The following is a 12,404-nucleotide window of genomic DNA, read 5'->3' as shown; positions in this document are numbered from 1 at the left end:
GCCTGGTGGTTAACCGGCGCAGCTTCGAGCGAAATTGAAAGAATATTTCGCCGATGAGGTATCCCTTCGGGTGAGCTGAGGACTCATGGACGCTGATAATGGACAACACACCTCAGCTCGCTGCGAAACCGGCGGATTTCCAATCAGTTCCGCCTGCTCATGGGGTATGCCGCGCATGAGTGCCCGATGGCTGGGATGCTCAAGTCAACATCACCCTTCCTGACGATCTGCCGAAGATTATGGCAATCTTCGATCGGGAGATCCTTGCGTCTCATGGCAGCGGCGAATATGTCTTTGCATATCGGATGCGCCACAAGACGCGTGACTACATCTGGTGTCGAGAGCGTGGTCGAGCGGTCCGAGATGAGCGGGGGCGATTGACCCGGATGATCGGCGCGGTGCGCGACATCAGCGATGAGCAGTCAGCCAGGACGACTCATCAACAGTTGCTTGAGCAGAATCAGGCGACCTACGGGCAAATCGCAACCATCGTGAGTGTCATCAAGGGCATTGCGGACCAGACGGGCCTGATTTGCTCGATTTATAAACTAATGACTACATTTTATTTTCTAATGACCACTGAAGGTAAGGTAGGTAGTAATTTCGATAGGTTGTATGAACCAAAAGATTATAGTGATATCTAGAGAAACCTTCAGGAGTATCGAGTACTTTGTGCGTCGCGCTGCGCCGCGGGCGACAGCTTAGCCAAGGCCGCTCGATGTATGAGTGATACCAGATGTGGGGTTAAGAATGTCGCCTAGCAAGAGGTGCGCATTGGAATGCGGCTGTCCAGCGCAGAACCACAGAAATTAATTACTCAGCACCACGATACAAAAAGTTTCACGCACGCCACTCATGTATCTTTGAATAACGTTTGACTAACAGCGGAGAAATAGAAGAGATTCGAAACTCGAACTTCGCTGTCAGAATTAGGGGTCCTAGAAAAACCAATCGTAAAGATTGCATGTTTTTCTGTCGTCAAATGGCCATGGCCGAACATGCGATATCCGAAAAGCGGCTGGTGACGGCGCTAGCCTGCCGTCCTATGAAGTTCATTGGTTAAGAAACTCTTTCTCCATGAGGGCAGTAAGCGTCTCCTCCTCTTGAATATATGATTCCATACTAATTCTTTTTGTTTTTAGTTGCTGTAGTAGGTGTTTTCTCCTACGCTCATAAGTCTCATAGCTTTTAGCGGCTTCCACGTTGCGAACGATCTGTTCAAATCTAGATTTTTGCCGGAATGCAGTGTCGACGTAGCTAAGTAGGCTTTCCAAAGTAGTATGGCCAGTTTGTTTCATTGCTTCCGCGGCTAGAGTTTTATCAGTCAAAAGTGTTAGTCGAAACGAGTCAGGGTTGAGGCTTTGTGTTTCTGAAATAAGTCGGGAAACAATGTTAGTGCAGAATAGGTGTCGGAATAAATGTGCGCAGGCTTGAACCTCCAGTTTTGCATGGCGCCTGATAAGTGAAAACTCCACGGTGAAAGTATCAGTTTGCAGTGGCTGTCCTCCTCGTTCGGAAATAAAAAGAAATCCGTGGTCAGCACTAATGCCGACTTTCTTTAAAGTAATACGGCGATCAGTTCGAACATGGTTCAACATGTCGCTGACCAACGCTGGACTAATAGCAAGCTCCCGAGTCTGTCCTTCCCCTCTTTTAAGCGTATTTAGAAGTATTGTTGGTTTTGCCATTGCCGCTGCAGTTAGAACCTGGCCAACCATTATCGATCTGATCTCGCCTCTACGCGCACCGGTCTCCTCAAAAAGCGATATCATTAGATGTCTTCGATTACATAAAAACTCTGATGTGGACATGTCGTCAATCGCATCGCGCATTTTAACAATAGTGGCCTGAGCAATTGGACGTCGTCTTTTTTTCGCATTAGCACTCCTAAAAGATCTATGATGAACACTGGAATGCTTAAATGCTTTGCCGTTTCGATAACCTGTTGACTCGATCAACTCAATTGAAATTGTCCCATTTATTCCAACAAAATTATGGGCCAGGTTTATTTCTCCAACGTGGGTTAAAAAGCTCAAACATCTTCTGCCTATACTGGTTATTGTTCGCTCAGTTCTTTTTAGTTGTTGTGGTTTGTTTGGCTTTGTTTCATGGCGTAATGCATCGATAAAATTATAAAAATCGTTGTCAGTAAGGGAGATGAAGTTTTTATTGTTATAATAGCAGTATCTAATAAGGTGGCTTATTTTTCCTGCGTAGTCACCAAAGCTACCTCCTTTGCTGCCAAGTCTTGAAAAGCCCCCACCAAAGCGACCTGGTTGCATGCGGAGCGTAATCATGTAGGAGTTTGCCAGCAGGCACGGAGTGCCGTCCGGCCACATTAAGAAGGGCATATTGCTGCCATCAACCGTTTTGATATTGTCTAGACTGATATAATCGTAAAGGCGAAGCGTTGGTACCATTGAAAAAAGTTGAGATGAGGATGGGTAATCAATGATTCTACTTTTCATTGTGAACTAGTTCCAAATGAGTTTTCATTGAAAGGATGGCAACATCGTTGAAAGGTTCAGGATTCAAGCTCAGTATTTTTATAATGCGATCTAATGCATCATTTATTCGCTTTTGCCTTAATCCATTATTGTTCGTACTGGCGATTGTAAGTAAGTCCCTGCGGTTGATGGCCAAAGCTTGAGTTAGAATCAGATTTATGGCGTGTAGTTGGTCGATAGAATCTTTCTGCTTTTGAATTTTATCTTCTAATGCCGATTTGGTGCGCTTTGTGAAGGTGGTTGAGCTTGGTGCGCTAGTTTCTGATATTGCTTTTTTAGCATGTCGCCGAAGTTTGTCGAGAAACGGAAGGCTTTTTTCATAAGTATTATTCTTTGTCTTGTTTTTCAGGGTGTTCAAGCTCAGCGGAAGAATTGAATGAGACACCCCGTCTACGGAGAACTCCATGTCTAGAGAGCACAAGCTTGCTTGGCTTTTAAGTGCGGCTATGAATTCTACGTTATCGATATATGTTGTCGGAGAGCGACAGGCATCCAACAATAGTAAAAAAGTACTGTTTATAGATGCATCGATCATTTTTTGTTTAGGTTCGTTTTTCATGTTTTGGCTCTAGCATACGATAAAAAGAACACGCATGGATTTCCCGCTTGCATCGTTGAAAAAATGAGGTTCAACACGGGCTTTACCTTCCTCAAGCATTCCAGCGATATATTCCTCTATGTGTTCTTCATTGACTAAATTAAATTTGGAAGTGCCAAATTTGGCAAAAAGTAAATCTTGCAGATTTTGATAGTTTTCAAGTCGCCCCAGTTTGGCGAGATCAGCAAAGTAACGCGCGCTTGCTCCTTGTATGTCTTTAGGTGTGAGGCACTCAGTCAAATATCGCCAAACATGCTCAATATCCCGGTGGCCTAGCATCCATCGGAGAGTGTCAAGGTCTCCGAAAGTGTTTGTATAAAAAAACATTATTGCAAAGAAACGTCTCAGTTGATGTTGGCGGATGTAATAGCGTTGGCCTGATGTAGTGATTTCACTTTCAAAGTAATCGCAGGCAAAGTCTAAGTGGCGGTTATAAAGGTAGCGTGAGGTTTTTTTTAAACCCCTGCGCCCCGTGAGAAGAGGGCTTGCGAAAAGATTGGTCAACTCATTGATTACGCCGAGACGCTTAAGGATTTTTTGGAATCGAATCAACTCTTCTATCATTTCAACCGCGATAGTATCAATTGGCCGTGATTCTATTTGTCTGAGGCCTAATGCTCCGCGGGTCGACTTTGCCATATTAAATATTAGCCATGTCTTAGTTTTGTCGAGGCACTTTGCGGATTCCAATGTTACTAATTCATCCATTCGTCTAGCCATCATTGTCCCAACGATAATCTCGATAGCGCCTATATATATATGGGTCAGTTCTAGCAGTCCGTAGTTGGCTCTGAAGCGTTTGTAATATAAAGCTCTCTGCGGTTTTCGGGTTTTTCTGGGACCACCGGTCGGTTTTGAAAAGCTGGAAAGTCCAAGTGCTCTAACTCCAAGCTGGTGAAGCTCGGGACCGATAATTTCCAGAAATTCTTCATTCGAAAGATGAAACATCGGAATATTTAGTTTATGACAGTGTGCGGCTATTTTAATGAATCCATTCAGAATTTTCCTGCCGTGTGAAATGTGTAGCTGTACGCTTTTCCTGAATAGTAATAAAAGATTTTTCGAAGGGACGCTTTTGAATCGAGCAGCGTTAGCAACCGGCGGTATATAGTTTTCAATTGCGTCAAGATCGACAGGGGCGGGTAGCCCTATTTTTGCTAGAGCTGAGATGCAGGAGAAGAAATTTCTATAGTATAAGTAATAGTCAATCTGCAAATTTTTTGGTGTTCCAGTGGTTACTAATACTGTTGGATATTCCCGGCGGTGTGTGGGCTCGTTTGGGAAGAAGGCGAGTGCATGCAATGCTGGTTTCTTCGTGTCCTTTCCTCGTAGAGTGTCTGTGTATAAATGTTCTGAGAGTTTGCGAGTGTTTGCCGCAAGAGCGTAGCCATCGGTTTTGGCGAAAAATCCGAATCGCATGAGTGCTGCTCTAATCTTTGGTATTTCTTTTATAGAAATGTCTAGCTTGAAGTTCTCCACTTGATCATCGGTTACAATCTTCATTGCCGGATATTTAGAAAGTATATCGTTGATGTCTTGCTCGCTCAGCTTGTTAAGCAAGTTTTTGCAAAAAATGCTTACCCTATTATGCCAGTCATAGATGGAGTCTTCACTACTTGGAATGGATGCAAGTTTGTCCAAAATTCCCTTTAGTGAGTCCGAGTCCAATGTGGCTAAGCCATGTTCCACAAGTTCTAGACTGCGAGAATGGATAAGAAGGTAGTCAATTGCTCTCATGCTGCATCTCAACCGAATATTTTTCGTTTTCGGCGAGAGATTGGCGAATTCTCCGCTTGCACCATCTGTAGTGATAATCAAAAGGTGCTTAAGCGAATTGAGAAGTAGTGAGTTTTCTGAGGAGGTGAGGAGACTTCCATTCCAAAGAGGAATCTGCCAGTCTAGAAAAATTGGTTTCTTTTGGGAGGTCTGGATTTGCCAAATACAACTCTCGAAATCATTCTGTAACCATGTCGCGGTCTTGTATGGCGATTCGTCAAATTCTTCTAAATCATTTAAAAACTCATATCCAGTGAGATGGGACATATATTAATTTCTCCATTTTTTTTGGGTCAACTAACTTTAGTGCGGTTTTAAGATATTGTTTTTGTAGCCTCTTATGTCCGTTGGTGATTTCAGATTTTATATGGTCCGCTATTGAAGCCCAATATTTTGCTTTGCCACATACTTGGTCGCGGTTAGTTGAAGACCTAACGGCCGCATCTAAGGATAAGAGTGAAGCCAGAAAGCCCACCCCGATAGAGAAAATGGCTTCGCTACCATCTGTGACCTTTCTGTCATTCAACCGATCCGGGTCCGAGGCCTGGGTTGGAATCTCTTTAATTGCATGATTTGCGAGGAAAGTGTGTAATTCATCCATATTTTGAAAGTTGGTTGCTCTCAGTAAATCCTCGCTATCTTTCATTGCTTCGCATATGATTGCTTTTTGAAAAATTCGGATCCAACGCGATTTGATAAAGGCAAGGATGGGGTCTGGAAGGTAATGGCTTAATAAGTCGGGATAATAGTGTGTATGTCCTAATGCCTTAGACATGGTCTCGGTGCTTTTTGTCTCTAGGAAAATTTCCACTGCTCTAGAAGCCCGTATCGTCGAAAGACGGACCCTCTCGATGAAATCTACCAGCTCAGTTTCGGGCAGGCTTAGATATGGGCTAAACTCATCAATCATCTGTTGGCGTAGCATTTTATTGTTAGTGTAGATGGAGTTGTTAAATATAGTGGCTCTTGATCGTCGTGGGTATGAAAATGCCTGTCCTGTCGCTAAGAACAAATAGCGATGCGCGTCATCTCCATTGAGTTTCAAAATATTTCTTGCCCGTGATGTTATCTCTATTATTTCGCACGCCCGATCATAGGCGGCATCAGATAATTTTATAATTTGCTCGCGCTGATCAGGAGGCTTGCGCATTTTGTAGCCGGTAAAATGTCGATTTTCTCTGTCTAAGCCTGCAAGTTGATTATCTTCGTTGTATAGTTCGAAATTTCTTAAAAAATCAGTAGTGATCGCAGGATGCTCCATGACCAACAGGCACTGGTGTGGGAAAAGACTACGTGACACCGATAGCCCGAAGTGATTGGCAAGTTGAATCGCACTGCATGGAAGTCCTGTATTGTGCTCATAAACCTTACAAAGAAATTCAGGGGGAGTTTTTGACGTGGGATCTTCAAGTGTTGCGCAGATATCTGCGAGCGTATAGCGATCAATTACTTCCTTTGCCCAGTACGAAATAGGCGTTCCAGTTTTTGCCAAAGATGTCCGATATCGATTTCGAGATATAAGGCTATCTGCATGATAAGTAGCCCATTTTCGGACGGCGGAGATGTCATTTTTTATGTGAAAAAACAACAGTTCTATCGCTTCTGTGTCGGTAATGTGAAGGGGGATGCTGGTAAGAAGTTTCTCTTGAGTTAATAAACCATTATCGCCTTTCGTGATTTTGGTTTGTGATCCATGCTTTGTTGAAGGTGGTGGCCTTTTTATCGATGATGATAGTTTTGCCCATACGCCGCTTTTGCAAAGACAGTTTTCCACGCCTGTTAGGAACTGTACCCAACTTTTAATTTCAGATTGGGCGTCATTTCCTAAAGTTTGAGCCTGAGTGAAATAAAAACGCGTGAATTCGTGCATGAATCTCATCACCCCAGTCGCAGTTGAGAAGCTCCTGGCGGGCCATTTGACATGGCATTCTGAGAGATAATCAAACATTTTATTCCATTGGTGGCGTAATGATCCAGGTCTGTTGCCGTAGTATTTTCTTAGATTCGTATAAATACTATCGACATATTCACGACCGTAGATATGAGCGAGGGGGGCCAGACGCAAATAAGTGACGTCGCGTCCTGTGCCCTTGATCGTCCATCCCGCCCAATACCAGCGTTGGTCATCTGATGCTTCGCTCAGTCGTTTACAAACTTCTGGATTGGGGGAAAAGTGCCTGATGCTCCAGGAGCATGGATGGCTTTCCGGCATAATCCTGTGGACTATAGCGAATGTGCGGTAGAAGTCCCGGCACATGGCACTACCTCTACGATCTGAAAGATTTACAAGCACACCACCCGCTACTGCAGAGCAGAACTCTTTGAGGATTTTCTCGATCTCAGGGCGTTTGAGCGTATCCATAGTGATCCGCTGGTTCGTCACCTCGCAGTAAGCTTCCAAAAGCTTCAAGCAGGGGATGACTTGGAATCTATGAGTGTCGTACATGCACTCATGCGTGGCAGCTGCATGGATGAGCAGATCGCCGACATTTTGGTCGATTGCGATAAGTGGGTGATTCCGGATAGCGCGGGTTTTTTTGACAATTGTCAGTTCTTCATTCAGCATCATAGTCACCGATACCCCAATGCCAGCACGCGTTCAGCAAGGATGACACCGAATGCTGAATAGTCAAAATCAAGAGCTGGGTTTCGAACTGAACCTGGATTTCAAAGAAGATTTGGCTGATGAAGCCATTGATGCTTTCCTCGACGCTTTCCTCAAAGAAGCCATGGAAGCCAACGGTCTGGGTTATGTTGGCGGCGACGACTTCGGTCTGGTTTGCCTGCAGAAGCGTGGCTCGGTTTCCGAAGCGCAGCGTGCAGCGGTTGAAGCCTGGCTCAAAGGCCGCAGCGAACTGACCGAAGCAACGGTCAGCCCGCTGATCGATGTCTGGTACCCGGAAAAGCCGATCAATCCGGTAGCTTGATGTCCTGAGAAGAACGGCGACCCAAGGGTCGCCGTTTTTTTATGCCTGTCAGGCCTTGCGCCAATTCAAAATCACCATTGTCACAACCCCCGCCACAATCCCCCAAAACGCCGAACCAATGGAAAACAGCGTCAGCCCCGACGCCGTGACCATGAAGGTGATCAGCGCCGCCTCACGCTCCTTCACTTCGCTCATGGCAATGCTCAGGCCGTTGATGATCGAGCCAAACAACGCCAGCGCGGCAATCGAAAGCACCAGTTCCTTGGGCAATGCCGCAAACAATGCCGCCAGCGTCGCGCCGAATACCCCGGCAATCCCGTAGAAAATCCCGCACCAGACGGCGGCTGTGTAGCGTTTGTTGCGATCCTCGTGGGCATGCGGCCCGGTGCAGATGGCGGCACTGATCGCTGCGAGGTTGATGCCATGGGAGCCGAACGGCGCCAACAGCAGCGAAGCGATGCCTGTCGTGGTGATCAGCGGTGAGGCCGGCACGTTATAGCCGTCGGCGCGTAATACGGCGATGCCGGGCATGTTTTGCGAGGTCATCGCCACCACGAACAGCGGAATGCCGATGCTGATTGTCGCGGCGAGGGAGAAGTGCGGTGTGGTCCAGACCGGCGTGGCTACTTCCAGATGGAAACCGCTGAAATCCAGCAACCCCATGAAGCCGGATAACGCGGTACCGATCAACAACGCCGCCAGCACCGCGTAGCGAGGCGACAGGCGTTTGACCAGCAAATAGGTGACGAACATGCCCAGGACCAGCGCCGTACGATGCTGGGCGGCGACGAAGATTTCGCTGCCGATCTTGAACAGAATGCCCGCCAGCAAAGCGGCCGCCAACGAAGCCGGGATCTTTTTCACCAGGCGCTCGAAACTGCCGGTCAGGCCGCAAATCGTCACCAGCACGGCACAGGTAATGTAGGCACCGATGGCTTCGCCGTAGGACACGCCGCCGAGGCTGGTGATCAGCAGCGCGGCGCCCGGGGTCGACCAGGCAATGGTGATTGGCGTGCGATAGCGCAAGGACAGGCCAATCGAGCACACCGCCATGCCGATGGAAATTGCCCAGATCCACGACGAAATCTGCCCGCTGGTCAGGCCTGCCGCTTGTCCGGCCTGGAACATCAGCACCAGCGAACTGGTGTAACCGGTCATCATCGCGATGAACCCGGCAACGATCGCCGACGGTGACGTGTCGGCCAGGGGGCGTAATTGCGTGCGCGTGGCGTCGTTCATGACGGCGGTGTTCCTTATACAGATGAAGTCATCCCCTTCAGGAGATCGTGCTTGGCAGCGAATTCTGAGATCAAGCCTAAACTCAAACGTAATGGAACGTTGCAATACAGCGGAAGTGACAAACAGCCGTACAGTCGTGTTGCCACTAAGCATTGTGTACAATCGCCATGTTTTTTACGCGATACTTGCCAGTGACCCACTGTGCCGTATTACAGTCACGGTCAATTCGCCGCAGTTCTCCCGACTCGAGTGCCCATGAACGAACAGTTGCAGCCCCTAAAGAAACAACCGCGAGCAGGCAAAGCCGGCCGTAGCGGTACCCAGGACGATATTGTCTACGCGCATATCTTCGAGGCCATCCTCGAACAGCGTCTGGCGCCCGGCACCAAGTTGAGCGAAGAAGCGCTGGGGGAAATTTTCGGGGTCAGCCGCACCATCATTCGCCGCGCCTTGTCGCGCCTGGCCCATGAAGGCGTGGTGCTGCTGCGTCCGAATCGTGGCGCCGTGGTCGCCAGCCCGAGCGTCGAAGAAGCCCGCCAGGTGTTCATGGCTCGCCGTCTGGTGGAGCGCGCGATCACCGAACTGGCCGTCCAGCACGCCACCGCCGAGCAGATCGCCGAGTTGCGCCAGATGGTCAACGACGAACGCGACAGCTTTTCCCGTGGTGATCGCGGTGCCGGTATCCGTTTGTCGGGCGAATTCCACCTGAAACTGGCCGAGGCGGCGAAAAATGCGCCGTTGATCAGCTTCCAGCGCAGCCTGGTGTCCCAGACATCGCTGATCATTGCCCAGTATGAGAGTGGCAACCGTTCCCACTGCTCCTACGACGAGCACACCCAGTTGATCGATGCCATCGAAAAGCGCGACGGCGAACTGGCGGTGAACCTGATGATGCATCACATGGATCACATCGACAGCAAGCTCAACCTCGATGAGGACAGTGCTTCGGATGATCTGCATGCGGTGTTCTCGCATTTGTTGCAGACCAAGAAGCCGGGGCGTTCGCCGGCGAAAATCTGACGGACCGCGTCGCCTCTATCGCTGACAGGCAATAAAAATCCCCCGGGCTGAAAAGCGGCGGGGGATTTTTTATGCCCGAAGAAAACTCAGCGCTGATGCACCAGATTCCCCGCCGCATAGGTCTGCTGAACCGTCCGGTCATCCCCCAGCGTCATCAACACGAACAACGTCTCGGCGATGTTGTTGGCCTGCTTCAAGCGATAACCCAGCAACGGTGTGGCGTTGTAGTCCAGCACCAGGAAGTCGGCGTCGGTGCCCGGTTGCAGGTTGCCGATCTTGTCTTCCAGGCGCAACGCACGGGCGCCGCCGAGGGTCGCCAGGTACAGCGATTTGAACGGGCTCAGGCGCGCACCTTGCAGTTGCATGACCTTGTAGGCTTCGTTGAGCGTTTGCAGCAGCGAGAAACTGGTGCCGCCGCCGACGTCGGTGCCGAGGCCGACATTGAGTTTGTGCTTCTCGGCCATCGGCAGGTTGAACAGGCCGCTGCCGAGGAAGAAGTTGGAGGTCGGGCAGAAGGCGATGGCCGAGCCGGTTTCCGCCAGGCGCGCGCACTCGTCGTCGCACAGGTGCACGCCGTGGGCAAACACCGAGCGCTCGCCCAGCAACTGGTAGTGATCGTAGACGTCCAGGTAGCCCTTGCGCTCCGGGAACAGTTCCTTGACCCACTCGATTTCCTTGAGGTTCTCGCTGATGTGGGTCTGCATGTACAGATCGGGGTATTCGGTCAGCAACTGGCCAGCGAGGGTCAGTTGTTCCGGGGTGCTGGTCGGGGCGAAACGTGGCGTCACCGCGTAGTGCAGGCGACCCTTGCCGTGCCAGCGCTCGATCAGCGCCTTGCTTTCGACGTAGCTGGATTCAGCGGTGTCGGTCAGGTAGTCCGGGGCGTTGCGGTCCATCATCACCTTGCCGGCGATCATCCGTAGATCCAGCTGTTCAGCCGCTTCGAAGAACGAATTCACCGATTGCGGATGCACGCTGCCGAACACCAGCGCGGTGGTGGTGCCGTTGCGCAGCAGTTCCTTGATGAAAATGTCCGCGACTTCGTCAGCGTGGGCCTTGTCGGCGAACTGGCTTTCGCACGGGAAGGTGTAGGTGTTGAGCCAGTCCAGCAGTTGCTCGCCGTAGGCGCCGACCATGCCGGTTTGCGGCAGGTGAATGTGGGTGTCGATAAAACCAGGGGTGATCAGGGCGTCTTGATAGTGGGTGATTTCAATGTCTGCCGGCAGCGTCGGCAGCAAATCGCTGGCGTGGCCCAGTGCGCTGATTTTGCCGTTATCCACCACCAACAGGCCGTCCTCGAAATACTCATAAGAGGCTTCGATGCCGACTTCGGCAGGGTCGGCGATGCTGTGCAGAATGGCGGCGCGGTAGGCTTTGCGAGTCAGAGGCATGTGGGTTCTCGATTTCTAAGGCTTGTCAATTAGAGGCTTGGCTGCGGCGTGAAGCAGGCAGCAGTTTGGCAATCGATGATCCGGCACTGGCAGTCTGCTGGCCGAAATTCGCGTTGTAAGTGGCGATGATCTCGCCAGCGATGGAGATGGCGATTTCCACAGGCAGCTTGCCTTTGACTTCGCCGATGCCCATCGGGCAGCGCATGCGTTGCACGACGCTGCTGTCGAAGCCGCGATCACGCAGACGATGTTCGAACTTCACCCGTTTGGTCTTCGAACCGATCAGGCCGAAGTAGGCGAAGTCGTTACGCTTGAGGATTGCGGCAGTGAGTTCGAGGTCGAGCTGGTGGTTGTGGGTCATGACAATGCAGTAGCTGCCGGCGGGCAGATCGTCGATTTCATCCACCGGTTCTTCGGAAACGATCTTGCGCACGCCATGGGGGATCTGTGCAGGGAATTCGTCATCGCGCGAGTCTATCCAGCGAATGCGGCAAGGCAGGCTGGCGAGCAGCGGCACCAGTGCACGGCCGACATGGCCGGCGCCGAACACGGCGATTTGCGCTTGCACCTGGCCCATCGGTTCGAACAGTAAGACGGTGGCGCCGCCGCAGCACTGGCCGAGGCTGGCGCCGAGGCTGAAGCGTTCCAGGTGGGTGTCCTGTTTGCCGCTGGCGAGCATCTCGCGGGCGATCTGCATGGCCTTGTATTCCAGGTGCCCGCCACCGATGGTGTCGAACGCCTGGGCCGCGCTGATGACCATCTTCGAACCGGCATTGCGCGGCGTCGAGCCGAGCTCTTCGATGATGGTCACCAACACGCAGGGCTCACCCTGGTTTTGCAGGTCGGCGAGGGCGTCGATCCAGTTGTACATGTTTCACCTCAACGTCTCTGTTGTCTTTCTCGGCCTCTTCGCGAGCAGGCTCCCACATTGGATGTGGATTGATTC

General features: G+C 50.3%; 9 protein-coding genes and 1 pseudogene. 3 read left to right on the top strand and 7 right to left on the bottom strand.

From position 1 onward, the window contains the following. Positions 1–132 precede the first annotated feature (132 nt). A pseudogene (locus BVK86_RS08825) lies at positions 133–533 on the top strand (PAS domain-containing protein); the annotation flags it as partial. A 519-nt stretch (positions 534–1,052) separates the two neighbouring features. Here the strand turns inward: BVK86_RS08825 and BVK86_RS08820 are convergent. From BVK86_RS08820 to BVK86_RS08805, 4 genes are read right to left on the bottom strand one after another with little or no spacing between them, the layout of a single operon-like run. Then, complete coding sequence (locus BVK86_RS08820) at positions 1,053–2,468, bottom strand: site-specific integrase (protein WP_075946048.1); 1,416 nt, start codon at positions 2,466–2,468, stop codon at positions 1,053–1,055. Continuing rightward, positions 2,458–3,066: a hypothetical protein gene (locus BVK86_RS08815; RefSeq protein WP_075946047.1), complete on the bottom strand. Its 609-nt coding sequence runs from the start codon at positions 3,064–3,066 to the stop codon at positions 2,458–2,460. The genes BVK86_RS08820 and BVK86_RS08815 overlap by 11 nt, the downstream gene beginning before the upstream one ends. A gap of 9 nt (positions 3,067–3,075) precedes the next feature. Beyond that, positions 3,076–5,148 (bottom strand): integrase, encoded by a 2,073-nt coding sequence (locus BVK86_RS08810; RefSeq protein ID WP_075946046.1) that lies wholly within the window; start codon positions 5,146–5,148, stop codon positions 3,076–3,078. Next, positions 5,126–7,447, bottom strand: a complete 2,322-nt coding sequence (locus BVK86_RS08805; protein ID WP_231977911.1) for a hypothetical protein — start codon at positions 7,445–7,447, stop codon at positions 5,126–5,128. Before BVK86_RS08805 ends, BVK86_RS08810 begins: the two co-directional genes overlap by 23 nt. Positions 7,448–7,499: 52 nt before the next feature. Here BVK86_RS08805 and BVK86_RS08800 point away from each other — a divergent pair, with 52 nt between their 5' ends. Next, positions 7,500–7,808 (top strand): 50S ribosome-binding protein YggL, encoded by a 309-nt coding sequence (locus BVK86_RS08800; RefSeq protein WP_075946045.1) that lies wholly within the window; start codon positions 7,500–7,502, stop codon positions 7,806–7,808. Positions 7,809–7,856: 48 nt separating this feature from the next. On the opposite strand, the gene BVK86_RS08795 is transcribed toward BVK86_RS08800, so the two are convergent. After that, entirely contained in the window at positions 7,857–9,047 is a 1,191-nt protein-coding gene (locus tag BVK86_RS08795) for a benzoate/H(+) symporter BenE family transporter (RefSeq protein WP_075946044.1), read from the bottom strand. Between the two features lie 255 nt (positions 9,048–9,302). Here BVK86_RS08795 and BVK86_RS08790 point away from each other — a divergent pair, with 255 nt between their 5' ends. Further along, positions 9,303–10,067 (top strand): GntR family transcriptional regulator, encoded by a 765-nt coding sequence (locus BVK86_RS08790; protein ID WP_075946043.1) that lies wholly within the window; start codon positions 9,303–9,305, stop codon positions 10,065–10,067. A gap of 86 nt (positions 10,068–10,153) precedes the next feature. On the opposite strand, the gene guaD is transcribed toward BVK86_RS08790, so the two are convergent. Together guaD and xdhC are read right to left on the bottom strand one after the other, a co-directional pair. Next, on the bottom strand, positions 10,154–11,458 hold the full coding sequence (gene guaD, locus BVK86_RS08785) for a guanine deaminase (protein WP_075946042.1): 1,305 nt from the start codon (positions 11,456–11,458) through the stop codon (positions 10,154–10,156). Positions 11,459–11,483: 25 nt separating this feature from the next. Then, entirely contained in the window at positions 11,484–12,329 is an 846-nt protein-coding gene (gene xdhC / locus BVK86_RS08780; RefSeq protein WP_075946041.1) for a xanthine dehydrogenase accessory protein XdhC, read from the bottom strand. Positions 12,330–12,404 lie beyond the last annotated feature (75 nt).

This window comes from Pseudomonas reinekei (genome assembly GCF_001945365.1).
In the GTDB taxonomy this organism is placed as follows: domain Bacteria; phylum Pseudomonadota; class Gammaproteobacteria; order Pseudomonadales; family Pseudomonadaceae; genus Aquipseudomonas; species Aquipseudomonas reinekei.
This window is presented reverse-complemented; position numbering and strand designations above follow the sequence as displayed.

Excerpts from the sequence above, each read along its gene's own strand:
- guaD (WP_075946042.1), bottom strand. The coding sequence starts at position 11,458 with ATGCCTCTGACTCGCAAAGCCTACCGCGCCGCCATTCTGCACAGCATC.
- BVK86_RS08805 (WP_231977911.1), bottom strand. The coding sequence starts at position 7,447 with ATGCTGAATGAAGAACTGACAATTGTCAAAAAAACCCGCGCTATCCGG.
- BVK86_RS08800 (WP_075946045.1), top strand. The coding sequence starts at position 7,500 with ATGCTGAATAGTCAAAATCAAGAGCTGGGTTTCGAACTGAACCTGGAT.
- BVK86_RS08810 (WP_075946046.1), bottom strand. The coding sequence starts at position 5,148 with ATGTCCCATCTCACTGGATATGAGTTTTTAAATGATTTAGAAGAATTT.
- BVK86_RS08795 (WP_075946044.1), bottom strand. The coding sequence starts at position 9,047 with ATGAACGACGCCACGCGCACGCAATTACGCCCCCTGGCCGACACGTCA.
- xdhC (WP_075946041.1), bottom strand. The coding sequence starts at position 12,329 with ATGTACAACTGGATCGACGCCCTCGCCGACCTGCAAAACCAGGGTGAG.
- BVK86_RS08790 (WP_075946043.1), top strand. The coding sequence starts at position 9,303 with ATGAACGAACAGTTGCAGCCCCTAAAGAAACAACCGCGAGCAGGCAAA.
- BVK86_RS08820 (WP_075946048.1), bottom strand. The coding sequence starts at position 2,468 with ATGAAAAGTAGAATCATTGATTACCCATCCTCATCTCAACTTTTTTCA.
- BVK86_RS08815 (WP_075946047.1), bottom strand. The coding sequence starts at position 3,066 with ATGAAAAACGAACCTAAACAAAAAATGATCGATGCATCTATAAACAGT.